The organism is Rossellomorea vietnamensis (assembly GCF_008180415.1).
GTDB lineage: Bacteria > Bacillota > Bacilli > Bacillales > Bacillaceae_B > Rossellomorea > Rossellomorea vietnamensis_C.
In genome coordinates this window covers 70,919-94,269 of record NZ_VTEI01000003.1, presented here as the reverse complement: position 1 = coordinate 94,269, position 23,351 = coordinate 70,919, and the positions used below count along the sequence as shown (strand labels likewise).

The 23,351-nt window shown below is 41.0% G+C and carries 23 protein-coding genes and 1 pseudogene; 18 read left to right on the top strand and 6 right to left on the bottom strand.

What is annotated here, in order from left to right; genetic code table 11:
• Nucleotides 1-77 precede the first annotated feature (77 nt).
• From FZC78_RS06755 to FZC78_RS06745, 3 genes are all read left to right on the top strand, one after another.
• Nucleotides 78-1,595, top strand: a complete 1,518-nt coding sequence (locus FZC78_RS06755) for a glycine betaine uptake BCCT transporter (RefSeq protein ID WP_148938902.1) — start codon at nt 78-80, stop codon at nt 1,593-1,595.
• A 115-nt stretch (nt 1,596-1,710) separates the two neighbouring features.
• Nucleotides 1,711-1,830 carry a YjcZ family sporulation protein gene (locus tag FZC78_RS06750; protein WP_148938901.1) on the top strand — a complete coding sequence of 40 codons (120 nt, stop codon included), beginning with the start codon at nt 1,711-1,713 and terminating at the stop codon, nt 1,828-1,830.
• A 417-nt stretch (nt 1,831-2,247) separates the two neighbouring features.
• Nucleotides 2,248-2,859, top strand: coding sequence for a lytic transglycosylase domain-containing protein (locus FZC78_RS06745; RefSeq protein WP_148938900.1), 612 nt, complete (start codon nt 2,248-2,250; stop codon nt 2,857-2,859).
• Between the two features lie 100 nt (nt 2,860-2,959).
• On the opposite strand, the gene FZC78_RS06740 is transcribed toward FZC78_RS06745, so the two are convergent.
• Nucleotides 2,960-3,214, bottom strand: a complete 255-nt coding sequence (locus FZC78_RS06740; RefSeq protein ID WP_148938899.1) for a GlsB/YeaQ/YmgE family stress response membrane protein — start codon at nt 3,212-3,214, stop codon at nt 2,960-2,962.
• A gap of 453 nt (nt 3,215-3,667) precedes the next feature.
• Here FZC78_RS06740 and FZC78_RS06735 point away from each other — a divergent pair, with 453 nt between their 5' ends.
• On the top strand, nt 3,668-5,911 hold the full coding sequence (locus FZC78_RS06735; protein ID WP_148938898.1) for a DEAD/DEAH box helicase: 2,244 nt from the start codon (nt 3,668-3,670) through the stop codon (nt 5,909-5,911).
• A gap of 211 nt (nt 5,912-6,122) precedes the next feature.
• Nucleotides 6,123-6,308: pseudogene (locus FZC78_RS24725) on the top strand (Rdx family protein); the annotation flags it as partial.
• 145 nt (nt 6,309-6,453) lie between these two features.
• On the opposite strand, the gene FZC78_RS06725 reads toward FZC78_RS24725, so the two are convergent.
• Nucleotides 6,454-6,840, bottom strand: coding sequence for a hypothetical protein (locus FZC78_RS06725; RefSeq protein ID WP_148938897.1), 387 nt, complete (start codon nt 6,838-6,840; stop codon nt 6,454-6,456).
• Between the two features lie 255 nt (nt 6,841-7,095).
• On the opposite strand from FZC78_RS06725, the gene selA reads away from it, so the two are divergent.
• Complete coding sequence (gene selA / locus FZC78_RS06720) at nt 7,096-8,523, top strand: L-seryl-tRNA(Sec) selenium transferase (protein ID WP_148938896.1); 1,428 nt, start codon at nt 7,096-7,098, stop codon at nt 8,521-8,523.
• Between the two features lie 346 nt (nt 8,524-8,869).
• On the opposite strand, the gene FZC78_RS06715 is transcribed toward selA, so the two are convergent.
• Entirely contained in the window at nt 8,870-9,013 is a 144-nt protein-coding gene (locus tag FZC78_RS06715; RefSeq protein WP_148938895.1) for a small acid-soluble spore protein P, read from the bottom strand.
• Between the two features lie 263 nt (nt 9,014-9,276).
• On the opposite strand from FZC78_RS06715, the gene FZC78_RS06710 reads away from it, so the two are divergent.
• Nucleotides 9,277-9,534: a hypothetical protein gene (locus FZC78_RS06710; protein ID WP_148938894.1), complete on the top strand. Its 258-nt coding sequence runs from the start codon at nt 9,277-9,279 to the stop codon at nt 9,532-9,534.
• A gap of 196 nt (nt 9,535-9,730) precedes the next feature.
• Here the strand turns inward: FZC78_RS06710 and sspO are convergent, their stop codons facing one another.
• Nucleotides 9,731-9,880 (bottom strand): small acid-soluble spore protein O, encoded by a 150-nt coding sequence (gene sspO / locus FZC78_RS06705; protein ID WP_113928536.1) that lies wholly within the window; start codon nt 9,878-9,880, stop codon nt 9,731-9,733.
• Nucleotides 9,881-10,210: 330 nt separating this feature from the next.
• On the opposite strand from sspO, the gene acnA reads away from it, so the two are divergent.
• The 10 genes from acnA (at nt 10,211) to FZC78_RS06655 (ending at nt 21,312) form a co-directional block, all read left to right on the top strand.
• Nucleotides 10,211-12,919 (top strand): aconitate hydratase AcnA, encoded by a 2,709-nt coding sequence (gene acnA / locus FZC78_RS06700; protein WP_148938893.1) that lies wholly within the window; start codon nt 10,211-10,213, stop codon nt 12,917-12,919.
• An 825-nt stretch (nt 12,920-13,744) separates the two neighbouring features.
• Nucleotides 13,745-14,311 (top strand): peroxiredoxin family protein, encoded by a 567-nt coding sequence (locus FZC78_RS06695; RefSeq protein WP_252183568.1) that lies wholly within the window; start codon nt 13,745-13,747, stop codon nt 14,309-14,311.
• Nucleotides 14,312-14,599: 288 nt separating this feature from the next.
• Nucleotides 14,600-14,743 (top strand): FbpB family small basic protein, encoded by a 144-nt coding sequence (locus FZC78_RS06690; protein ID WP_113928533.1) that lies wholly within the window; start codon nt 14,600-14,602, stop codon nt 14,741-14,743.
• Nucleotides 14,744-14,847: 104 nt separating this feature from the next.
• Complete coding sequence (locus FZC78_RS06685) at nt 14,848-14,991, top strand: acid-soluble spore protein N (RefSeq protein WP_148938891.1); 144 nt, start codon at nt 14,848-14,850, stop codon at nt 14,989-14,991.
• A gap of 37 nt (nt 14,992-15,028) precedes the next feature.
• Nucleotides 15,029-15,283 carry a small acid-soluble spore protein Tlp gene (tlp, locus tag FZC78_RS06680; RefSeq protein ID WP_148938890.1) on the top strand — a complete coding sequence of 85 codons (255 nt, stop codon included), beginning with the start codon at nt 15,029-15,031 and terminating at the stop codon, nt 15,281-15,283.
• A gap of 101 nt (nt 15,284-15,384) precedes the next feature.
• On the top strand, nt 15,385-15,801 hold the full coding sequence (locus FZC78_RS06675; protein ID WP_148938889.1) for an acyl-CoA thioesterase: 417 nt from the start codon (nt 15,385-15,387) through the stop codon (nt 15,799-15,801).
• Nucleotides 15,802-15,817: 16 nt separating this feature from the next.
• A complete protein-coding gene (locus tag FZC78_RS06670) occupies nt 15,818-16,120 on the top strand; it encodes a hypothetical protein (RefSeq protein WP_148939495.1) in 303 nt (100 codons plus the stop codon).
• A 365-nt stretch (nt 16,121-16,485) separates the two neighbouring features.
• A complete protein-coding gene (locus tag FZC78_RS06665) occupies nt 16,486-18,105 on the top strand; it encodes a diguanylate cyclase (protein WP_148938888.1) in 1,620 nt (539 codons plus the stop codon).
• Between the two features lie 14 nt (nt 18,106-18,119).
• Nucleotides 18,120-18,491 carry a response regulator transcription factor gene (locus FZC78_RS06660; protein ID WP_148938887.1) on the top strand — a complete coding sequence of 124 codons (372 nt, stop codon included), beginning with the start codon at nt 18,120-18,122 and terminating at the stop codon, nt 18,489-18,491.
• Nucleotides 18,484-21,312 carry an ATP-binding protein gene (locus FZC78_RS06655; protein ID WP_148938886.1) on the top strand — a complete coding sequence of 943 codons (2,829 nt, stop codon included), beginning with the start codon at nt 18,484-18,486 and terminating at the stop codon, nt 21,310-21,312. The genes FZC78_RS06660 and FZC78_RS06655 overlap by 8 nt, the downstream gene beginning before the upstream one ends.
• A gap of 40 nt (nt 21,313-21,352) precedes the next feature.
• On the opposite strand, the gene FZC78_RS06650 is transcribed toward FZC78_RS06655, so the two are convergent.
• Entirely contained in the window at nt 21,353-21,643 is a 291-nt protein-coding gene (locus tag FZC78_RS06650) for a HesB/YadR/YfhF family protein (protein WP_148938885.1), read from the bottom strand.
• A 156-nt stretch (nt 21,644-21,799) separates the two neighbouring features.
• Between FZC78_RS06650 and FZC78_RS06645 the strand changes: the two genes are divergently transcribed.
• On the top strand, nt 21,800-22,060 hold the full coding sequence (locus FZC78_RS06645; RefSeq protein ID WP_148938884.1) for a hypothetical protein: 261 nt from the start codon (nt 21,800-21,802) through the stop codon (nt 22,058-22,060).
• A 43-nt stretch (nt 22,061-22,103) separates the two neighbouring features.
• Here FZC78_RS06645 and FZC78_RS06640 read toward each other — a convergent pair whose 3' ends face one another.
• Nucleotides 22,104-23,249 carry a CapA family protein gene (locus FZC78_RS06640; protein WP_148938883.1) on the bottom strand — a complete coding sequence of 382 codons (1,146 nt, stop codon included), beginning with the start codon at nt 23,247-23,249 and terminating at the stop codon, nt 22,104-22,106.
• Nucleotides 23,250-23,351 lie beyond the last annotated feature (102 nt).

Below are 23,351 nucleotides of genomic sequence, written 5' to 3'. Positions count from 1 at the left end.
TTAAAGGGCGGAAACGTGGATATTACAAGTAAAGAGAAACAACTGAAATTGAAACTACATATGAAAGGGGAATGATGATGAAAAAAATATCAAGTGTATTTTGGATCACTGTAGCCATAGTTCTGGCTGCACTGGTATTCGGGGCTTTTTTACCAGAAGACTTTGAAAGTTTCACTGGGCAGGTTCAATCGTTCATCAGCACGAATTTTGGCTGGTATTATCTGATACTCGTCACAACGATAGTGATTTTTTGTATCTTCCTAATTATCAGCCCCATTGGTACCATTCGTCTTGGAAAGCCTGATGAGAAACCGGAATATAGCACTTCTACTTGGTTTGCCATGCTATTTAGTGCCGGGATGGGAATCGGACTAGTATTCTGGGGAGCAGCTGAACCGCTCTCTCATTTTATTTCGCCTCCGATGGCTGAAGGCGGATCAAATGAAGCGATCAAAGAGGGAATGCGTTATACCTTCTTCCATTGGGGAATCCACGCATGGGCAATTTATGCTCTAGTTGCTCTTTCCTTAGCTTACTTTCAATTCAGAAAAGGAGAGCCTGGATTGGTTTCAGCAACCTTGAAACCATTGTTCGGTGATCTTATGAAGGGCCCTCTTGGAGTCGTAGTTGATGTCCTTGCTGTATTTGCTACTGTGGTCGGTGTAGCGACGACATTAGGTTTCGGTGCTGCACAGATTAATGGAGGACTGTCCTACCTGCTAGGCATTCCTAATAACTTTTTTGTGCAATTTATCATTATTGCCATTGTGACCGTCCTTTTCATGATTTCTGCTTGGTCTGGATTGAGTAAAGGAATTAAATATTTGAGTAACACCAATATGATTCTTGCTTTGGCCTTATTAGTTATCATGTTCATTGTTGGTCCGACTCTGCTTATTTTGAACTTATTCACTGACACACTAGGTGCTTATGTTCAGAACTTAGTCAGGATGTCCTTCCGTATTGCTCCGTTGAATGCGGATCACCAGACTTGGATAAACGGCTGGACGATATTCTACTGGGCATGGTGGATATCCTGGTCGCCATTTGTGGGAATCTTCATCGCGAGAGTTTCTCGTGGAAGGACTATTCGTGAGTTCCTCTTTGGAGTCTTGATGCTGCCTTCGCTGGTCAGCTTAATCTGGTTCTCAGTTTTCGGAACCTCTGCCATTGATATACAGCAATCAGGTGCTGTGGATCTCGCTACTTATGCTACAGAAGAAGTCCTGTTTGCCGTGTTTAATCAGGTTCCATTATCTGCTGTTCTCTCGATTATTGCTGTTATCCTTGTCAGTACATTCTTTATTACATCTGCTGATTCGGCGACTTTTGTGCTTGGAATGCAGACAACCTACGGGTCGTTGACGCCGCCTAATACAGTGAAACTGACTTGGGGAATCGCCCAATCGACGGTCGCTTTGATTTTAATGTACAGCGGAGGGCTGCAAGCACTGCAGAATGCATTGATTATAGCAGCGTTTCCGTTCTCGATGATTATGATTCTGATGATGGTTTCCCTATACAGGGCACTTTCCAAAGAAAAGAAAGAATTGGGATTATATCTTAAACCTAAACCGCGCAATAAAGTACGGTAAGTAAAAAACAGGTCTTCCTAGAAGGCCTGTTTTTCTGTTTCAGGGCGTTTTTTACAGTCAAGAATCGGGAGATGGCATACAGTATAGTAACCTTTGTACAAGGAGGTGTTATTGTATGTACGGTTATGGAGGAGGATACGGCTATGGCGGCGGCAACAGTTACGGTGGAAGCTTTGTGCTGATTGTAGTCCTGTTCATTCTTTTGATTATTGTTGGTGCAGCTTATGTAAGCTAATCGGATTTTTAGGATTCTGTAAAGCATCACTGCTGCGGGCGGCCTAGTTTGGTGCAGCCGGCAGCGTGTGTTCAAGAGTATTTCTAAAAAGCAATAAGAAGACAGCTTCAGGAGACAAATTCTTCTGGGGCTTTTTGAATGAAGTTTAGGGTTTACAGAACTTTTAAGTCTTTGTATAGGAGGATTTGTTTTCCCTTGACTGAGAAAGTCCTTGGACGCTTTTTAAAGGAAGTAAATACAAAATCACCTCACTGCACAATTCGTCATAACGGGGGGATAATGACCGAAGATGATCCTCCTGTTATGAAGTCAGACTTAAGAGAGAGGGAAGTATATTATATTGAGGTTAAAAGTTGCTAATCTAAATAAGTTTTTTTAAAATAGAGGATACACTTATAAAAAGGATGATGCATCCTGATGGCTAAAAAGAGACCAAAACGAATATCTAAAAAGAATTCACCCATAAAGATTTTACTGATTCCAGTTGCGGTTTTACTTCTATATTTTATCGTTTATGGCGGTTTCTTGACCTACCAGGAGTTATCGGATGAAGCAAAGGAAGAAATTCCTTCAGAATATATACCTATTTATAAAGATGCTTCAGAAAAATATGGAGTGCCTTGGAACCTCCTTGCAGCCCACCACAGAGTCGAAACTAAATTCTCACAAATGGAAACAATGGTTTCCCCAGTAGGTGCGGAAGGGCATATGCAGTTTATGCCCTGCACGTTTATCGGCTGGTCCCATCCTACCTGCGGAGGGCTGGGAGAAGGGGATATACCGGATGATGAACTGACTGACCCGGGGATGATAGCTAAGTATGGTGGATACGGTGTAGATGCAAATGGCGATGGCAGAGCCGATCCATGGGACATAGAAGATGCTGTTTATAGTGCTGCGAATTATCTGGCGAGTAACGGGGCAGCGGATGGTGAAATAGAAAGAGCTGTTTTTGCCTACAACCACAGTGAAGAGTATGTAGAGGATGTTTTATACTATGCGGAGAGATATCAAAAAGAAGAAATGTAACGTCGACGATGAAATAAACAAAACAGGCTGCCAAGTGTTAAAGCTGCAGCCTGTTTTTCTTTACTTATCTTTGGAAACCATGGTAATTGCAAATAGATAGTTAACTTTTTTTCCTCATGCTTTTCATAATCAAGCTGAGAAGGAAAACCAATATAATGGCACCTATCAGTGCAGGAATAATGGCGATACCAGCAAGGTCAGGCCCCCAGTCTCCTAGGAGCAATCCTCCAAGCCATGCACCAATTATACCAGCGATGATATTTCCGATAATGCCTCCTGGTACATCTCTTCCAAGAATCAATCCTGCAAGCCATCCAATTATACCGCCGACGATTAAATACATTATAAATCCCATTTTAAATTCCTCCTTTGATATAATTTTTATATTTCTTAGATAAAATATACACAGAACATCTAATGGTTAAACCTGGTGAGGTTTTGGGTAAAGCAATTAGTTGGTCTATGCAAAATACTTGAGGGCAGTTGACATGGCTCTATTTCTGGAACCTCGGTGTTATACAATAGAGTCGTTATCTCTTTTCAGAAAGAAAATCTCCTTCAGCAAGGGATGAGATGAAACATCAATCTATGAGAAAAGTACGATTTAAAACTCAATGAAAAGGCTGTTTTCGGATATCACGGGATACTAAGAGTTTTAACTCTAAACGGGGAAAAGCAGCTCTTTTCTTTTCGGTCTTACCAGGTTTCATCTCCGTAATAGGGTTATTTTTTCGAAGTCAGTATCAAATAGCAACAAAGTTTACGAAAAGAGCCATGAAAAAAGAGACAATGAGCTAGGAGCGAACATATGAAGTCAACCGCATTAATGATTCAGCAATGGAAAAATGCCCTGATTGCTGAAATCCAGACATTGAAAGAATACGAAGGCAGAGGAATTCTTGTTCTTAAGGGCCAGCATTTAGCGACAAGTGAAGGAGGGGCTGTTTACTGGCTTGTCATGGCTTATCCGGTTAGCTTGTTTCCCGGAGGTTCCATTGTTTTCGAATATAACGGTAAAAAAGCAGAAGGGAACATCCTTTCCTCTGAAGGAAAGGATGTCATTGCGGAATTGGACTTAGATTTAGGAGTTGAAATTGGTAAAGGGATTCTGCGTAATGAACCTTGGGATCTTCTTAATAAATTAATTGAGAGGTTGGAAGAGATTGAAGAAGACCCAGCAAAAATGAAGACAGTTGAAAACGTAATGAATCCTCCTCAGCAAACCTTTCATCCAAGAGAAAAAGTGCAAAATACTGTACACGAAGCTGTATTGAGGTCCAAGTATAATCCTGTGACCTATATTTGGGGGCCGCCGGGAACAGGGAAGACCTACAATCTTGCCCGTGCTGCTGCCTATCAATATGTAAATGACCGCAAAATACTTCTGCTTTCTCACAGTAATGCTGCTATTGATGTAATAACTTTGGAAATGTGCCGCTTCTTACAGGAAAACCACAAATGGACAGGTGGAGAAGTGATCCGTTATGGTCATCCTGAAAAAGAAGAACTTTACTCTCATCCTGAGTTGAATGTAGCAAAGCTTGCAGAATTGGAAGATAGCATTACCGGGGAAAGAAAACGGAAATTTGAAAAAAAAAGGTCCATATTGAAAAAGAAGCTCTCAAACGGTTTTAATATAACAGACTCGGCTAAACTGACGAAAATAGAAGTTGGGCTGGCAAAAGTGAGGGAGAAGCTTAGAAAAAAGGAAGGTGCTTTTTTAGAGGAGGCAAAGGTTGTTGCAACCACTCTATCTAAAGCTGCCACTGATCCCCTGATATACAACAGCCAGTTTGATTTGATCATCGTTGATGAAGCCAGCATGGCTTACGCTCCCCAAATTGCTTTTGCAGCCACGCTTGGCACAAGGGTCATCATTTGCGGAGATTTCAAGCAGCTGCCTCCAATAGCTGTTTCCCGGCATGGGTTGGTGGGAAAATGGCTGAAGCAGGATATCTTTCATCTTTCAGGGATAACCGATTGGGTGGAAAGAAGGCAAAATCACCCTCAATTGATGCTCCTGCCTGTTCAAAGAAGAATGCATCCTGATATTTCTGCGTTTACAAATGAACTTTTTTATCACTCACTAGTCAGTGATCATCCTGATACACTTCATCAACGGGCCAGTATCTCAAATCAATCCCCTTTTGAGAAACAGGCAGCAGTATTGATGCCCGTCATTAATCATCTGCCTTGGTGCATAACGGATAGTGGTTCACGCTGGAATCTATTGAACAGTCTGGCAGCTATACAATTGATGCTGGCAGCCAATGCTTCTGGAATCTCTTCAATCGGGTATGCAACCCCGTACCGTGCCCAGGCAAGGTGGATGAACACCATTATCTCAATCTTTTTTAACAAGAGAGATGTATCCATCAATGCAGATATATTTGCATCTACCGTTCATAAATTTCAAGGTTCTGAAAAGGACATGATTCTTTTTGATATCACGGACAGCTTTCCTCAAGAAAAAGCGGGTGCGCTTCTCACCAAGAAGGAAAGCGGAAGGCTCATCAATGTCTCTGTAACCAGAGCTAAGGGGAAATTTATTTTGCTCGGAGATGACGAATTCATTAAAAAACATGTTAGCGGGGAAAAGCCTGTTCGCAAACTGATTCATTATTTAGAGAAGACAGGCAAAACATATAACAGGGAATATGCCTCTGTTTTCTCCCCTGTACATACCAAAAGGCTGCGGTGGTATGAGAAAAATAAAACTGAAAAACTCCTAAAAGATATTGACAATTCTAAATTCGAAATGATCTTGTCCTTTGAGAAGGTGGAAGATGTCCCGTGTGAAATATGGGAAGCTGTAAAAAGGGTAAGCAGGTACAAGACTATAAAAATATTATGTAAACAAAAGGACGGAATTCCTCTTGCCAGCTTCCAACTAGATCCAAGAGAGTATAGACACCCTTTTATCGGGTTAGACCAAAAAGTGTTATGGTTTGGAAGTCTTCATCCAGGAAATGCAAGTAACAAGGGGTTATCTTATATTCCACGAGTGTTCTCCAGTAGATTCTTTTCATCTTATATGGAGGGTTTGTATTAAGGGGTTCATACATAATGTTCATAAACTCGTTAGAGAGAGTGCCTGCGCAAAAAGAGGAAATGTCACCAGTATTCTAACTGGACAGATTGGTTTGCACTATGAATATTCGTGTAATACAATAAATAAAAGACGTATAATAAAAGGAGGATAATGCCATATGAACAAAATTGCAGTATCCATCGAATTTTGCATGCAATGAAACTATGCTCCAAAAGCCGCGAGGTTCGCGGAAGAACTGTTTAACCATTTTCGGTCAAGTTTGGGAGAGATGAAATTGATTCCTTCCTCAGGCGGAGCTTTTGAGGTGACTGTGAATGGCGAGAAAATTTACTCAAAATTGGAAACAGGAATTTTTCCTGACATAGATGACACGATAAGAGAAATGGAGAGTAAATAATGCAAAAAGGATTGGCCTGTTTACTAGCCAATCCTTTTTTAATTTTTATTTTGAATGCTTTAAAAATTGTATCTGCATACCAGAGCCCTTCTCAAAAGAGTTAGATCAGCCCACTCTTCGTTTGTGAAAAGTTTAGGTCTATTTCTCAAAATTGTCCCTGACATCGTATAACTGAAGGTCCTGGGTTTGGATCAAGCGTTTTCAAAATGTGGATTTCTATATATCCTTTTCGAGGATACAAATGAATGGGATTATATTTTAAAGAAAAGGGAAATTGAAGAGATCTTTCTCTCTTAGAGGTTCCCTCTGCCGGCATAATCTGTATTGAAAGTGTTTGGTCTTTTTTTTCGAGGGTTATTTCCTGCATAGTGAAATGGGATGGTGTCGCTTCCACTATATAAGCATCTGTGGTATCAAACAAGTCCACTCGAAAGTGGGTTTCATCCAGCTTTGTTGTATAAGGATCGAGAAGCCAGTCTTTCATCCAGCTCTCCCATTCTTCTAATGTAAAATCATCTCCCGCATTCGACATGATTTCCTCCATCTTTCCTCAAGCGTAATTCATAAACAGTCTGCTGCTTGCTCATCAATATAATCCTGTAAGTCTCTCCCGCTCGTTAAGCCCCTGTTAAAAGAGACAGTTTTGAGCACCGGATCTTAGTATAAATGAAGCGTAACAAGTTATGAATTTACCGCTATCCTTTTAAACAGTCTATTCTCTTTGGGAGAGAATGTGTGGGTGGTATAATGGGAATTATTCAGTGTTTTCACTCAGGAGGAAAGTATTATGAAGGAATTGCTCAGGAAGATCCCTTCTATCCATGAAATCCAGCAAGATGCGGTTTTTGAAGGAATGATAAGGGAATCAAATATCTCAATAGAACAAGGTACAGAGCTTATAAAAGAGGAAGTTGCAAGGATAAGGGGAAATATCCTGAATGGCTCTTGGGACGGACCTGTCCCTGGAAGTACAGAACTGAACGCCTATATAATTAAACAAGCTGGAAAAGCAGCCTCTAAAAAATTCACTTACACTTTAACGAAGGTGATCAATGCCAGCGGAACGATCCTGCATACGAACCTTGGAAGGGCAAGGCTGAGTGAGACAGCTGTTCATCATGTAATGGAAATAGCAAGGAACTACAGCAACTTGGAGTACGATATAGAGAAGGGATCTAGAGGGTCCCGCCACAAGCATGCTGAAATCCTTATTAAGGAAGCCACCGGGGCAGAGGCAGCGATGGTTGTTAATAATAATGCAGCAGCGGTATTCTTGATTCTGTCTGCTTTGGCCAAGAATAAAGAAGTAATTGTTTCAAGAGGAGAACTGGTTGAAATCGGGGGCTCCTTCCGTGTTTCGTCAATCATGGAGGAAAGCGGAGCTGCATTGGTGGAAGTAGGCACCACGAACAAGACGAGACAGTCTGATTACGAGGAAAAAATAAACGAAAATACAGCCATGGTGATGAAGGTGCATAGAAGCAACTTTGTTATTAAAGGTTTTACTGAAGAAGCAGTGACAGAGGATTTGGTTCAGCTGGCCTCCAACCATGAACAGGTAATCTTTTATGAAGATCTTGGCAGCGGCATGCTCTATGATTTAAAGAAGCATAATATTGGATCAGAACCCTTGGTCAAGGATATCATATCCAAAGGAGCTGACATCGTTTCCTTCAGCGGCGATAAACTTCTTGGAGGACCGCAGGCAGGGATTATTGCTGGGAAAAAAGAAATTATAGATATCTTGAAAAAGCATCAGCTTGCACGTGTCCTGCGTGTCGATAAAATGACGCTGGCGGCTCTGGAAGGCACATTGATTGACTACCTGAAAGGAAAAGAAAGCAATATCCCTGCTTATCGGTCACTTTTACTGCATGCAGAAGACGTTAAAAGGACAGCAGAAACGGTAATCTCATACCTAAAAGACAGGTCGGATCATTTTTCTGCTGAAGTCAAACCAGCAAAGAGCCAGGTAGGAGGAGGGACAATGCCGGATGTAGAACTGGATACATACGTGCTTTCCTTAAAGCATGCAACCCTGGATGCATCGCAACTGGAAAAAGCTTTGCGAGTAGCAGAAACGCCGATAATCGGACGAATACAGCGGGACGAATTCCTGCTGGACTTTAGAACTGCTGACCAGACTGAAATCCCAGTTATCTGCCAATCCCTGGTGGAGCTGGACAGGCAGTTAGAAAATCCACCGAAAGTTTAAAGTCCCCTGGTGAAGGGGACTTTTTTTATAGCTTTTTCATATGTATTTCTGCTTTTGACTGCTTTCGGATATCCCTGAATACAAATGTTTTTGCTCTAAAAGGAGAGAGTGGTTCTTTTCTTTCTCGCTATCCATGAGGTTTCCAGGAGTTATGGTGTAGGCTTTCAAGATTCATGATAAATAGCCGCTAAGTATTCAGAAAGCTCCTTTTAATAGGGAAAATCGTACCGCGGATATAAAAATGGGGAAGGGTTTCGTCCCATTACCCAGGAGAATAAAAGAAAGACTTCTTTTTCCTCCTGGGATCATTTTCCTCCCGGGATGAGAGGGGAACTTGCGTTTTTAGTTACATATCATGATGCTGATTATGTTTTTGCCTTGTATGATTATGGTTTTTAACTTTTTTAGATCCACTTAAAGGTTCTGGCTGTCCTGTTGGCTGTCCTTTCGTTGTGTTACGGCGCATATCTTTTCCATCATTTTTGTTCATATTGCATCCCTCCTAAAGATAGAATACGGATTTTTTGTTTCGCGTATACATCCATCAATTTCTAGTTGCACTGCTGTAATAGCAGTGAATTAAATTTAAGGTGCCAAGCAGTGATTTCACGTTTGCTGATAATCTTCAAGAGAGAGGAGTTTGCTGACTATCTTAAAGGTGCAGGATGATACTTAAGTTCAGCTCAATGTATAGCTTCTAATAAGCAGGGGAAACATAACATAGGATTATTTATCTTAAGGAGATGACACAATATGCCGTATCATAAAGATAAGCAGCAAGCATTTCAAGCTGCACAGCAGGGGCATGAACAAGTACAAGATGTTGTAAATGAGCTTGTACTGGATGGTGCTGATTACGGTCACCAGCTGGCACACTTGAAAAATGAAGTGAACGAGGCGTATCAGCAGATTGAAAACGCCTTAGAAACAGCCTCTGAACATCAGCGCGAACAGCTTGAAAAAATGAGGACTGATCTATCTTCTGTTATGCAGAAGGTTAACCAAAACTAAGCTCAAATAAAAAAGGAGTGTCCATGAACATCATGGATACTCCTTTTTTGTCTTAGAACATAATTCACAAAATAGTTAGACTGAAATATAACATAAAGACCCATCCAGGCACTACAGCATTTTAATTCGCGATTGCAAGGCCTTTCAATTGAGTAACAGCGGCTTAATTTGTTACTATATAGTTGAAATTGTTTGATTATTGGTTTTTCTTGCGCTTTTTGTTGTTTTGTTTTTGTGCGGCAGTCAAAGGTTCATTTGAAAACTCTTCATTATATCCGGCTCCAGTTCCTTGAGCTTTGGCGGCATTCATGCCTTCACGGATATGATTTGCTTTTCTTTTAGCCATTGAAGTCACCTCCCCTACACTTTATCGTTTCCAGGGGAAGGCAATCCTATTAGCAATGAGTCCTTCATTTTTACTTTCTCAGCATAATAAGTGAGCTGCATAGAAATCTGATTATTTTCACAAGAACCATGGTTTATCAGCATTTACAAAGACAATAATGTGCTAAGATGATTAATTCATAAGAAAAACTTATCAAACACAATAACTTTCTTGATATTTACTTATGTAATCGCTTGTATTAAGATGTTAATGTGAACAAAGTTGAAAGATTAGAATCAAACTTTTCAGCGCACGTAAAAATCGTAACAATCTCTAAGAGGGGGAATTGAGATGGCGAAAGACGTATTTAACTCCCGTTCTTCATTTGAAGCAGCAGGGAAACGCTATCATTATTATCGTTTAAAAGCATTAGAAGAGGCAGGCGTAGCCAAAGTTTCACGTTTACCTTACTCTGTTAAGGTACTGCTTGAATCTGTACTGCGTCAATTTGACGGCCGTGTAATCAACAAAGAACATGTAGAAAACCTTGCAAACTGGGGTTCTGCAGATGTGCAGGAGGCGGAAGTTCCATTCAAGCCTTCACGTGTAATCCTTCAAGACTTCACAGGTGTTCCTGCCGTAGTAGATTTGGCTTCATTGCGTAAAGCGATGGCTGATATCGGTGGAGACCCTGATAAAATCAACCCGGAAATTCCAGTTGACCTGGTAATTGACCACTCTGTGCAGGTGGATAAATACGGCACTGCCGATTCTCTGGCAGTAAATATGGATCTTGAATTTGAACGCAATGCAGAGCGTTATCAATTCTTAAGCTGGGCTCAAAAAGCATTCAAAAACTATCGTGCAGTTCCACCTGCAACCGGTATCGTCCATCAGGTTAACCTTGAGTACCTCGCAAATGTAGTTCACGCAGTCGAAAATGAAGACGGTGAATTTGAGACATACCCTGATACACTTGTAGGAACAGATTCCCATACAACGATGATCAATGGAATCGGTGTACTTGGATGGGGCGTAGGCGGTATCGAGGCAGAAGCAGGAATGCTTGGCCAGCCTTCATACTTCCCGATTCCTGAAGTAATTGGTGTAAAAATGACAGGCGCTCTTCCAAACGGTGCTACTGCAACAGATTTGGCTCTTAAAGTAACCCAAGTTCTTCGCCAAAAAGGTGTTGTTGGCAAATTTGTCGAGTATTTCGGTGAAGGGGTGGCGACACTTCCTCTTGCTGACCGTGCGACAATTGCCAATATGGCGCCTGAGTATGGCGCAACTTGCGGATTCTTCCCGGTTGACTCAGAGTCTCTTGACTATATGCGATTAACGGGCCGTTCAGAAGAACACATCAACGTTGTGGAACAGTATCTGAAAGAAAACGATATGTTCTTCACTCCTGATAAAGAAGAGCCTTTCTATACGGATGTTGTAGAGATCAACTTGTCTGAAATTGAGCCAAACCTTTCAGGTCCAAAGCGTCCTCAGGATTTGATCCCGCTTTCTGAAATGAAGCCTTCATTCCATGAAGCAATCACTAATCCAGAAGGAAACCAAGGTTTCGGCCTTGCTGCTGAAGAAATCGAAAAGACAGCCAACTATACAAACCAGAATGGCGAAGAAGTGAAAATCCCTACAGGCGGTATCGGAATCGCGGCGATTACTTCTTGTACGAACACTTCCAATCCTTACGTTATGCTTGGTGCAGGTCTTGTAGCTCAAAAAGCAGCAGAGAAAGGCATGATTGTACCTGATTATGTTAAGACCTCATTAGCTCCTGGTTCAAAAGTAGTTACAGGCTATCTTGAAGATTCCGGGCTGCTTGAACCGCTTGAAAAGCTAGGTTTCAACCTTGTAGGGTACGGCTGTACGACATGTATCGGTAACTCAGGACCGTTACGCCCTGAAATCGAGAAAGCTGTTGCGGAGGCTGATCTGCTTCTTACTTCAGTTCTTTCCGGTAACCGTAACTTTGAAGGACGTATCCACCCGCTGGTAAAAGCAAACTACCTTGCTTCACCTCCATTGGTGGTAGCCTATGCTCTTGCAGGTACAGTGAATATTGACCTTCAAAAAGATTCACTTGGAAAAGATAAAGATGGCAATGATGTATTCTTTGCAGATATCTGGCCTACACAGGATGAAGTAAAGGAAGTTGTGAAACGCACTGTAACGCCTGAATTGTTCCGCAGAGAGTATGAAAATGTTTTCAATGATAACAAGCGCTGGAATGAAATCCAGACGAGCAACGAACCTTTATACAGCTTCGATGATGAATCAACTTATATCCAAAATCCTCCGTTCTTTGAAGGATTGGCTGAGACTCCTGAGGATATCCAAGCCTTGGATGGTTTAAAGATTGTTGGTAAGTTTGGTGACTCTGTAACAACAGATCACATTTCGCCTGCCGGTGCAATCGGTAAAGATACACCTGCTGGTAAACACTTGCGCAGCAAAGGCGTAGAGCCTCGCGATTTCAACTCGTATGGTTCACGCCGAGGCAATCACGAGGTGATGATGCGCGGAACGTTCGCCAACATTCGTATCCGAAACCGTATCGCTCCTGGAACCGAAGGCGGATATACAACATACTGGCCTGAAGATGAAGTCATGGCAATGTACGATGCTTGCATGAAGTACAAAGAGCAAGGAATCGGCCTGGCAGTACTTGCAGGTAAAGACTACGGTATGGGCTCTTCTCGTGACTGGGCAGCCAAAGGTACAAACCTGCTTGGCATCAAGACAGTCATTGCAGAAAGCTATGAGCGTATCCACCGTTCCAATCTTGTAATGATGGGCGTTCTTCCGCTTCAATTCAAGAGGGACGAAAATGCAGATACACTTGGCTTAAAAGGTACAGAGTCAATCTCTGTAGATCTGACTAATAATGTTAAACCTCGCGATGTTGTGAAAGTTACTGCAATTGACGAAGATGGCAACAAAACTCAATTCGACGCACTCGTTCGTTTCGATTCTGAAGTTGAAGTTGATTACTATCGTCACGGCGGTATCCTGCAAATGGTATTGCGTGATAAACTTAAAGCATAACATGACCAAACTGCACCCGTACTCCACATGGAGACGGGTGTTTTTTTATGGTTCTGCCCCCCCTGGCTAAGACGTGGGTTCAAGAGAGCCTTTAGCGTGGTTTGAAAAATTCTCCCTTCATAAAGTGATAAGCAGATTTTCTCATCACTCATATATTGCAGCAGAATGTACGCCCTGTGAAGGACATGAATAATTCTATGTAAAATAAGCGGAAAATTTTAACTTAAGCTGTTAAATGAAATTCAATTTGGGTTAAATATGCGGGACTTTTACGCTTAAGCACAACAAAATGAACAATTTTCGCATCTTTCTAAGAGAATAAGGGGAATGTCTCTGCTTAAATTAGGTGTTTTTCGTACTTTTTTTAAATAAGCAGAATTTCTCCCCTTATTAATTGCTAAAGGATATCATTCAGTGGACCATTAGGCCTAGCCTGCTAAGAAAGCCGCAGAACAGCCACTTCAACTGGTGGTCTTGATTATAGTAGGCTGTTTTTGCATAGATTGTTCTTTCGGAAAATCCTTGGAGCCGAATTTTTCCCCGGATACAAAGGAATTTCTCTAAGGAAAGCAGCTCTTTTTTCATGATTACCAGGTTGTTAAGGTTTTTTTGAACTTTGTATCAAATAGCAACAAAGTTTACGAAAAGAACATTAAAATAACAAGTTTTTTTGCATGATTCAGTTCGTCTTGTGCGTGAATAAATTATTTTATTTCAAGGACTAATAGGTTGGGCTGCCCCAGAAGTAATCCCCAATCTCACTAATAAAAACAGCCAAGCCTTCATAAAATGAAGTTATAACTTTATGGAGGGCGTGGCTTGTCAGTGAAAAAGTTGATTGGATTCATGTTGATGATTTCATTTGTAATCGTCATTTACTTGGAAAATACTTCACTTTTTTCTATGGAAGAATGGAGCGGCAGTGAAGGAAAAATAGCGGAAGAAATAGCTGTGAACAGTGTTCCGGTGACACAAACGAGGAGGCTTAATGGCTCAGAAATAGGAACACTTGCACCTGAATTTTCTTTGAAAACTTTATCAGGAAAATCAATATATTTATCTGATTATAAAGGCAAAAAAGTTTTAATAAACTTTTGGGCGGCATGGTGTGCTCCGTGCACTAAGGAGCTCCCTGCTCTTGAAGCGTTTAACAAAGCAAGCTCAGGGGTAGAGGTGATATCAATCAACATTGACCCTGAAGATCGTGCAAAGGAATTTACAGAAAGAGCTGGAATATCTTTTCCGGTTCTTTTAGATGTAGACGATAAGGTGAACACTGAATATGGAATAGTCTCCATACCGACCACTGTGCTGGTAGATGAAGAAGGAGTTATAATTAACAAGCATATTGGTGCTCTGGACGAAGAAGGTTTTCATGTGTTTGTTCAGTGATAGGACATGGTGGCAGCCCATTACGGTTTCATCGCCCAACTGCAGCCAAGACCGTGAGAATGAGCGGAAGACCATTACTTTAACGGCTGCAATCAATCGAGCAAATCTGTCCCCAGCCAGTTCCGTTATCCAGCTCGGACTTTGAAGAGTTTTACACGAAGAATATAATCGAAACAATTATATTATCCGAAAACCCCTGCTTTTTAAAAATTTTAGAAAATTTAATTATAATTGCGGCAGTGTTTGACCATAATAGGAATAAACTATGACAGAAGAGAGGGTATTATCATGCGTAAACCTAGAAAAAAGTCATTTGCCGACTTAGTAAACGAAAATAAGCAAGCCTTAATGATGGATGCAGAAGCCATTAATGCTATTGAAGAAAGAATTGAATCAAGATTGGAAATCAAGCGAATGGATAAAGCTGAATAAACCAATAGCATTCTTTTGCCATTGCAGGCAGGAATAACTAATGAAAGTACACTCATATCTTCCCTCCCTTTGGAAATTCTATTAACTAAGGGAGGGATTTTTTTATGAGCAACCCAAAACGAAACAGTGAACATTTTGTACCGAACCATCTTGGAACCCAGCCTCGTGAAGCTGGTGGAAATAAGGGAAAACAAATGCAGGACAAGTCAGGGAAGCACGCACAGGTAATTCAGACAAAAGGTGAATGACTTCAAAAGAAAACCCTTATTAAAAGGAGGAACCAACATGGCTGAACAACAGAACCGTCCAAACCCGGATGACCGCAGTGATAATGTTGAAAAACTTCAAAGCAAGGTGTTCCATACGATTCAAAATATGGAAAGAGCTGAAGAATCGCTGGCCTATACTGACAGTGAGGAACAAATTCAATCGATTCAAGCTAAAAATGATCGCAGACGTGAAAGCATTGATGCATTTAGAAGTGAAATCAAGGAAGAAGCCGCTTTTCAAAAAAACGGCCAAAATAATCAGTACCAATAAACTCAAGCTGTCGGAAAAGTTCCGGCAGCTTCTTCTATGGGCAGAGCAGCAAATATGATAAACTTAGTAATAATAATCAATAAGGATAAGGTGATTTTTAAATGTACATATCTGAGAAAAAAATAGAAGTGCGTTATGCAGAGACAGACCAAATGGGAGTTGTTTACCATGCGAATTATCTAGTTTGGATGGAATTGGGGAGAACCAAGCTTATAGAAGAACTGGGGTTTAAATATGCCGATATGGAAAAGGACGGAATTATTTCCCCTGTCATTGATATAGAAATCAGTTATAAAAGCCCAGTAAGGTACGGTGAAGAAGCCATCGTTAAGACATGGATAGAGTCTTACGATGGATTAAGGGTTACATACGGGTATGAAATTTTGAATGAACAAGGAGCACTCTCTGTTACGGCTAATTCTAAGCATGTTTGTGTTAGAAAAGATTCGTTCCGGCCGATATCAGTAAAGAGACAATTTCCTGACTGGCATGAAGCATACGAGAAGGCAAAAAAGTAAAAGAGGTTAGATGGACATGGCATTTGGGATTAACAGAGAAGATTTAAAAAAATGGAAAAAAGAAATCGACAATGGAGAAATAGCCTTTCTTACCCATTTTTGGCTGGATGAACGGTTTCCGGGATGCAAAACTGTTACAAAGGCAGGAGCAAAGGATATAGAGGCACTTGCAGAGTGGGGAAAACAATATGGATTAAAGAGGGAATGGATTGATGATCGCAAAAAGGACTATCCTCACTTTGATCTCTTGGGAGAAAAGCAAAAAATGATCCTTGAGAGAGAAAAGCTTCATACTCATTTGAACCGATTTATCCGTTAAAAATTTCCTCGTCTATATTTATGCAATAAATCTTTTAAGGATGTCTTTGAAGCTCTGTTTTCTATATTTAATTGAAATCATAGCTCTTGGTCTCCTTCCGAGTAAGTCATTATGGAGGGTTCTTCTCTTTCTCGTTCGTTCAATTATAATCTTAATCTTCGAATACAGAGCCATTATTTTCCTAATCTAAGCCGGCAGGCAAAAAAGAACCTCTCTCCCTATTCAAACAAAAAGCTCATAGAGATTGTACACACAAAGAACCAGGGATGCTTACTCAACAAAATTTGTCGAAAAATGACATATTGACTTACGACCATAATAATAGTACGTTCTACTTATCTATTAATTTTTTACTGGAGTAGTATATGACCAAAATGAAAGTTTATCAGCACAAACTTATTAATAATATCAGGAAGAAGTTATCAGAATGGCTTAGTTCCAACAAAGAAATCGATTCATCCGAAGTGAGGAGGTTTTTTCATTCCATCAGCGGAACTGCCCCTACAATTGAACTTGAGAAAATTGGCAGACTCGCATCGGAATCGATGACAATAGTTGACAGGAGAGGGGAGGCCGGCTGGAACAGAAAGAGTATCCAGGATATTATCTCACCTCTTTTGAAAGAGTGCTATCAGTTTGAGTATGAAAATGAAATTGATTTCCCCATGATGGCAGATATAAATGAAAAAAGAAAAATTGTATTTCTGGTGGAAAATAATACAAGCTTTCTCATTCGTGTTAAGGATTATCTTGAAAAGAGAGGATTTCATGTTTTTGGGTTTACTGATGCTGATAAAGCCATATCAGCGTTATATGATGTGAAACCTGACTGTATTCTTCTGGATATATTCCTCAGTGACCAAAAGGGGCTGGACACCTTATCGCATATTTCCAAAACTGTACAAAAACAGTATGTACCTGTAGTAATGATGTCTGAAAACAATTCAGACAGTCTGCGCATGGAAAGTTATCAAAAAGGCGCGGATGATTTTATACAAAAACCCTTCTTGCTGGAAGAGCTTTTCATAAGGGTGAATAGGCAAGTCGAAAGAAAAGGATTTGTTGATCATTTAATTCTTGTGGATGAATTGACAAGATTATATAACCGCAAGTACCTGCGTAACTCTTTTACACAGTTATGTGCCAAGCAGTTGGAAGAAGAACTGGCCCTTTCCATAGCGTTCCTGGATCTTGATTACTTCAAAAATGTGAACGATCAATACGGCCACCTGACTGGAGATACCGTTTTGAAAGAGTTCTCACGCTTTGTCCAAAAGCGAATAAAACCCGAAGAAGTTCTCGTCAGATATGGAGGGGAGGAATTTGTCCTGCTTTCTCCTGGGATTTCTGCTCAAAAAGGAAAAGACCGCCTGGAGAAAATACTAAATGAGTTCTCTGCCTTTGCGTTCGAGGCAGAAGGAGGCCATGAGTTTACTTGTACTTTCTCCTCCGGCATAGTTGAGGTGGATGCCTACGTATCGACTTCCCTTTCCTATTGGCTGGATATGTCAGACCTTGCTCTTTATCGATCGAAAGAAAACGGAAGAAGCCAAGTGACAATTTTCGACCGGAGTATGTCCTCTTCTCATAAAGCTGTTTCACTGGCTCTTCTGGAGGATGATCCCATCATGCAGGTACTGCTTGCCAATACAATCAAGCAGAAAGCCTTTGATCAGAATATACCCATTGAAATTTCCAAGTTTGAAAGCGGAGAGCAGTTTTTAGAGAGCGGCTGGATAAATCAAAACCAGAAAGGGATGGTCCTGCTTAACATCTTCATGGACGGAATGAGCGGGATAGAAACATTGAAACAAGCAGATTTCGATCCCTTTACGGTTCTGATGCTTTCAGCAGAAACCAAAAAGACAGAGATGATACAAGCCATCGAATTAGGTGTGGCTGATTATGTCTTAAAGCCTTTTTCGATTCAATCGCTCGAAAATAAGATCCTTTTTTATCTAAAGAAATTGACGGACCATTCATAGGGAGATGTGCAGCAATGAAACAATTACTTTTAGCCGAAGATGAAGATGTCCTTCGTTCCCTTATCCTCGACACTCTGGAAGACGAAGGCTACGAAATCCACGAAGCTTGCGATGGAGAGGAAGCAGAGGCTCTGGCTGCCTCAAAGAAATTTGACCTCATATTACTCGATTATATGATGCCTGCCAAAACGGGATTAGAGGTTATCAGCACCATTAGGACCGGTGGTATTAATAAAAATACAAAAATTATGATGCTGACAGCCAAGAGCCAGAAGTCTGATGAAAAGATGATAATGGAAGCGGGCGCAGACTATTTCCTTTCTAAGCCTTTCAGCCCAATGCTGCTTGTGGATAAAGTGGAGGAAATTTTAAAAGAAGATGAATAACTACTTTCAAACAAGTTTATCGAGGCGGTTTGCCTACCTGATGTTTTTATTCATCATCTTGTTCCTTATAGGGACAAGCATCATACTCTATATACAATTTCATATTCAGAGGGATTTTGAACACCAAAATAACCTATCTGAAGAAAAAGAAGAGATTATCATTGAAATCGACCAAGGTTTCAACAAGGCTTTCATGGATGTTAGGGGTTATGTGGCATTTGGTAATGAGCGGCTGAAAGAAAGAGCCTTAGGCCAGCAGGAAGAGATACAGCAAAGTATTGATATGTTCAGTAATTTGCCGCTTACCAGCAGGGAACAATCCATCCTGCAGGAAATGAATTCTTTCTATATCACTTATTTCAATGATTTGCTGCCGCCTACTTTTGAAGATTATGAACAAGGGAATATCGACGCCATTGCCAACCGGGCCAATAGTTTTGCCACTTCTCAGTTAGAGACCTTTCAGAACAATTTGAACAAGTATCGTTTAAGTTTGGATGAACAAGTAGAAGCAAATGGCGATAAGCTTGCTTCTCTTCACCAACAACTGCAATGGATCATGTTCGCGTTTGTATTATTCATGCTTATAGTCTTGTTATCCATTACCCGTATAAGCTTGAACCGGATTGGAAAGCCGTTGAGAGAGCTGGCGATAGCAGCAGACGCAGTCAGCAAGGGACAGGAAACAGAAATTGATTTAACGCCGGATAAGCGAGATGACGAAATAGCTGTCCTTAGAGCCAGTTTTATCAAAATGCTCTCGTCCATTAAGGAAAATGAGCAGCGTTTGATAGACAATAATGATGAGCTTTCTGAACAGCAGGAAGAACTGCATGCACAGCAGTTCGAACTGGAAAACCTTCTCGGACAAATGGAGATTCGCGAAAATCAGCTTCGCCACCGCAATGAACTCATCAACAGCCTTTCGAATTCCTTGGACAAACAAAAAGTACTTAACTCTATCGTTAGAGGGTTTTCAGGAGTTCTTCATGCAGACCGGGGGATGATCGTTGTTCTTGATGCAGAGAAGACATTCGCGAAATGGGGAGTGTCGGATGAAGGGGCGGGACAATTCATCCGCTCCCTGAGTTATGGGATTGTCGACAGGTTACAAGAGGAAGAAGAAGGTTTTGTAATCAAGAGAAAAATCCCGAGGGAAGAAAAAGGCATTCATTCTGAAGAACAACCTTGCTGGGATTTGTATCTGCCCGTTTTATCTCACGAAGGAAATATTGAAGCGGTGATGGTTTATACACGCTTTTCTGAAGGATATTCTGCCGAAGAGATACAAGAGTATTTTTCTTTGTCCAAACAGGTCTCCATCTCATTGGAGAAGATCAAAGTTTTTGAAACCTCAGAAGCAGACCGGATCATGAATAACGATATATTGAATACTATTCATGAAGGGATCCAGCTTCTCGACGCAAAAGGAAGAATCCTCCATATCAATGATACTTTTTGTTCTATTTATGGGTGCAGCAACCCGAAACAAGAAACAGAAAAAATGTTCTCTCAATGGTTTGAGGGAATAAGAGATATGGTGGAAAGACCCGAGGAGCTTTTAAGCTTTGTTAATAACTTGTTCACCAGTGAGGCTGGTGTTTCCAAGCAGACTCAATACAAGCTTATTAACGGCCAATCGAAGATGATACAGGTATACGCTGAACCATTATATAGAAATGAAATCCTTTCCGGCTGGGTCCTGGTTCATAGAGACTTTACGAAAGAATATGAGGCGGACCAGATGAAAAATGAACTGGTGAGTACCGTTTCACATGAATTGCGAACTCCGCTTGCAAGTGTCCTTGGTTATACTGAACTGTTGATTAACCGGGAGCTGAAACCTGAAAGACAAAAAAAATACTTGAATACTATATACCAGGAAGCAAACCGGCTGACTGCGCTTATCAATGACTTTCTGGATGTGCAAAGGATGGAATCAGGGAAGCAGACTTACGATAAAAAGTACGAGCAGCTTACTCCTATCTTGAAAAAAGTGATAGAAGGTATAAAAATCAATACAGATATCCATGATATCCAATTTGTCAGCAATTCAGGAGAAGACACTGTCCTGGGAGACAGGGATAAACTTGTTCAAGTATTTCAAAATTTAATACAAAATGCAGTTAAATATTCGCCTGAAGGCGGGAATATAACAGTTCAATTGAAAACAGTCTCAGATGATCTGCATATTTCAATTGCTGATGAAGGACTTGGCGTACCGGAAGATGCCGTGCCAAACCTTTTCACGAAATTTTTCCGTGTTGATAATTCAGACAGAAGAAAAATCGGTGGAACGGGTCTGGGTCTCGCTATTGCCAAAGAGATTATAAAAGCTCATGATGGAGATATTTCTTTGAAAACAGAGCTTGGCAAAGGAAGTACATTTACCGTTATTCTTCCTAAGGTTTCAGGCATTGCTGAAACAGACTCAGAGTCTTACTTTTCTGATACAGAAGGAAGGCGGATCGTAGTTGTGGAAGACGATCAGCAGCTGGCTTCCCTGCTGTCTAACGAACTGGCGGAGAGCGGTTTTATCATCAAGACTTTTTCGAATGGTGAAGAAGCATTGAAGTTTATAAAAATAAATTCGCCGGATGCCATCATTCTGGATATTATGTTAAGCATGTCCCAGATGGATGGTCTTGATATTCTCCAGGCAGTTAAGGCAGACGCCGGGCTCAGGGACATACCGGTGTTCGTCTCGACTGCCCTCGACGAAAGGGAAAAGGTAATGTCACTCGGAGCTGACGGGTTCCTTGTAAAACCATACTCACCAAGCAAGTTGACAAATATGGTCTTGAAAAATCTTAAGAAGTAAAGAAAGAAGTGAAGGCGGTGTAATCCGGCCTTCACTTCTTTTATTTTTTGTATTCATAAGAGGGTTCATGCAGTTTTTCATTAAAATTAACGTAGAGATCATGCTCCATAAAGAACCATAGGTCATTTTCTTCCACAAAGAAGGTCGTTCCGTCCACTTCTTTTTTAGAACCTATATCAATGGGTTCTTCTTTATTAACCCCTAAAGAGAACGATTCGTGAAGGGGGCTTGAACCGCCATACCGTACATAGAAACGGACAAAATCCCCATCTTCAATATTCATCTCTTCCTTAAACCATTTCAACGCCTCATCGGAAAAAGAAATATTCATCGTTGTACTCCTTTCTTGTCGCTGTCTTCGTCTATTATATGATGTTTTCCTTTTCTTCAGCCAATCATCGGCTCACAAAAGTGAATGATTGGAAGAGGGCATACTCTCCGTGTTATCTTTAATACTAATACATAAAGGTAAAAGGAGTTGAAAAGATTGAGCAACCTGAAACTTCTTATCATTATAGGAGCAGGTATATTCGGCGGCTTGACCATTATGACGTTCCTGCAGCTGAAGCCTGATTATAGAATGGAAGCACTTGGGTTCATTGCTGCAACTGCCGGTTTATATGCTGTATTGCTCTGGCTTTTCCAAAAAGGCTTGAAAAAAGCCTTTACCTCAGCAGTTTTTATACTAGCGCTACTGGCTATTACAGCTGTGATGTTCCACCATGTTCTGTTTCCTGCCCCTCATTAAGACAAAAATCCTGCCTTTATACTGGCAGGATTTTTGTCTGTTACTACTCTATACTCATCACATGAGAGACCATTTCCTCTTCGGGAAAAGAAACCAATCCGCTCTGATGTGCTGCATCAAGAGGAAGGATACGATAATTTTTATACTGAGACTGAGTGACAAATGTAGGTTGAAAGCTGATTTCCGGAAACGTGATTCGTTTTCCGTTTTCATCGATCACTTTCTGCACCGTAACATTGGCAATGCCGCCTATGTTCTTCAGCTCACCGTCCTGGCCGGACAGGAAATTCCCCAATGAATATATAACGACAGCTTCACGTCCGTCTTTGGTGATCATCTTTTCGATGGGCTGAAGTACATGCGGGTGATGGCCGATAATCAAATCCACCCCTGCATCAGTCAGTTCACGGGCAAGCATTTTCTGGTTGTCACTAGGATATCTCTCGTATTCATTACCCCAATGGGCAGCCAGTACTACCATATCCACCCCTAGTTCCTTTGCTTTGTATATATCATTCTTCATCAGATCCAAATCTATAAGGTTTACAAGGTAATCCTGTCCTTGAGGAACAGGGATCCCATTCGTCCCGTATGTATAAGCCAGCAAAGCAAAAGAAATTCCATTCACATTGAAGGTTCTGATATTCTGCCGGTCTTCCTGACTCTTGAAAGACCCGGTATAGGGCATACCTATTTCTTCATAATGAGATATGGCACTCAATGCACCTTTCTCACCTTGATCCAATGTATGGTTGTTTGCAGTAGTCACAGCATCTACTCCCAGTTTTTGCAGAGTATCTACAATTTCGTAGGGACTGTTGAAAGCAGGGTAACTTGAGACGCCCAAGTGTGCACCTCCAGGAAGGGATTCCTGGTTGGCAATCATAAAGTCAGGACTTTGCAAGAAGGTTTCAACATCTTGAAACATTGGCATAAAATCGTAAGCGCCTCCATCTTGCGCATCCTGATAGACAGTATTATGAAGGAGAACATCACCAATAGCGCCGATAACAGCCTGACTTGTATACGATTTCTCCTTAAGTGTACTTTGATTGGAGGAGTGCGGGGAGGATGTCCGGGCAGCATCTGAAGTATCCTCTGCCAGCCTAAACTGGCTCAGCACCAAAGCTGAAGCAGTAATAATTAAAACTAATGCTAAAGCTGAACCCCATAAAACCTTCTTGTTCATTATTCAACCAACTTCTCTCTACTTAATTTAAACGGTAAAATAGTCCTTCTTATCCATTATAGTGCTGAAGAGTCCATTTATAAACAGATAATTGAAAAAAAT

Excerpts from the sequence above, each read along its gene's own strand:
- FZC78_RS06755 (WP_148938902.1), top strand. The coding sequence starts at position 78 with ATGAAAAAAATATCAAGTGTATTTTGGATCACTGTAGCCATAGTTCTG.
- FZC78_RS06750 (WP_148938901.1), top strand. The coding sequence starts at position 1,711 with ATGTACGGTTATGGAGGAGGATACGGCTATGGCGGCGGCAACAGTTAC.
- FZC78_RS06745 (WP_148938900.1), top strand. The coding sequence starts at position 2,248 with ATGGCTAAAAAGAGACCAAAACGAATATCTAAAAAGAATTCACCCATA.
- FZC78_RS06740 (WP_148938899.1), bottom strand. The coding sequence starts at position 3,214 with ATGGGATTTATAATGTATTTAATCGTCGGCGGTATAATTGGATGGCTT.
- FZC78_RS06735 (WP_148938898.1), top strand. The coding sequence starts at position 3,668 with ATGAAGTCAACCGCATTAATGATTCAGCAATGGAAAAATGCCCTGATT.
- FZC78_RS06725 (WP_148938897.1), bottom strand. The coding sequence starts at position 6,840 with ATGTCGAATGCGGGAGATGATTTTACATTAGAAGAATGGGAGAGCTGG.
- selA (WP_148938896.1), top strand. The coding sequence starts at position 7,096 with ATGAAGGAATTGCTCAGGAAGATCCCTTCTATCCATGAAATCCAGCAA.
- FZC78_RS06715 (WP_148938895.1), bottom strand. The coding sequence starts at position 9,013 with ATGAACAAAAATGATGGAAAAGATATGCGCCGTAACACAACGAAAGGA.
- FZC78_RS06710 (WP_148938894.1), top strand. The coding sequence starts at position 9,277 with ATGCCGTATCATAAAGATAAGCAGCAAGCATTTCAAGCTGCACAGCAG.
- sspO (WP_113928536.1), bottom strand. The coding sequence starts at position 9,880 with ATGGCTAAAAGAAAAGCAAATCATATCCGTGAAGGCATGAATGCCGCC.
- acnA (WP_148938893.1), top strand. The coding sequence starts at position 10,211 with ATGGCGAAAGACGTATTTAACTCCCGTTCTTCATTTGAAGCAGCAGGG.
- FZC78_RS06690 (WP_113928533.1), top strand. The coding sequence starts at position 14,600 with ATGCGTAAACCTAGAAAAAAGTCATTTGCCGACTTAGTAAACGAAAAT.
- FZC78_RS06685 (WP_148938891.1), top strand. The coding sequence starts at position 14,848 with ATGAGCAACCCAAAACGAAACAGTGAACATTTTGTACCGAACCATCTT.
- tlp (WP_148938890.1), top strand. The coding sequence starts at position 15,029 with ATGGCTGAACAACAGAACCGTCCAAACCCGGATGACCGCAGTGATAAT.
- FZC78_RS06675 (WP_148938889.1), top strand. The coding sequence starts at position 15,385 with ATGTACATATCTGAGAAAAAAATAGAAGTGCGTTATGCAGAGACAGAC.
- FZC78_RS06670 (WP_148939495.1), top strand. The coding sequence starts at position 15,818 with ATGGCATTTGGGATTAACAGAGAAGATTTAAAAAAATGGAAAAAAGAA.
- FZC78_RS06665 (WP_148938888.1), top strand. The coding sequence starts at position 16,486 with ATGACCAAAATGAAAGTTTATCAGCACAAACTTATTAATAATATCAGG.
- FZC78_RS06660 (WP_148938887.1), top strand. The coding sequence starts at position 18,120 with ATGAAACAATTACTTTTAGCCGAAGATGAAGATGTCCTTCGTTCCCTT.
- FZC78_RS06655 (WP_148938886.1), top strand. The coding sequence starts at position 18,484 with ATGAATAACTACTTTCAAACAAGTTTATCGAGGCGGTTTGCCTACCTG.
- FZC78_RS06650 (WP_148938885.1), bottom strand. The coding sequence starts at position 21,643 with ATGAATATTTCTTTTTCCGATGAGGCGTTGAAATGGTTTAAGGAAGAG.
- FZC78_RS06640 (WP_148938883.1), bottom strand. The coding sequence starts at position 23,249 with ATGAACAAGAAGGTTTTATGGGGTTCAGCTTTAGCATTAGTTTTAATT.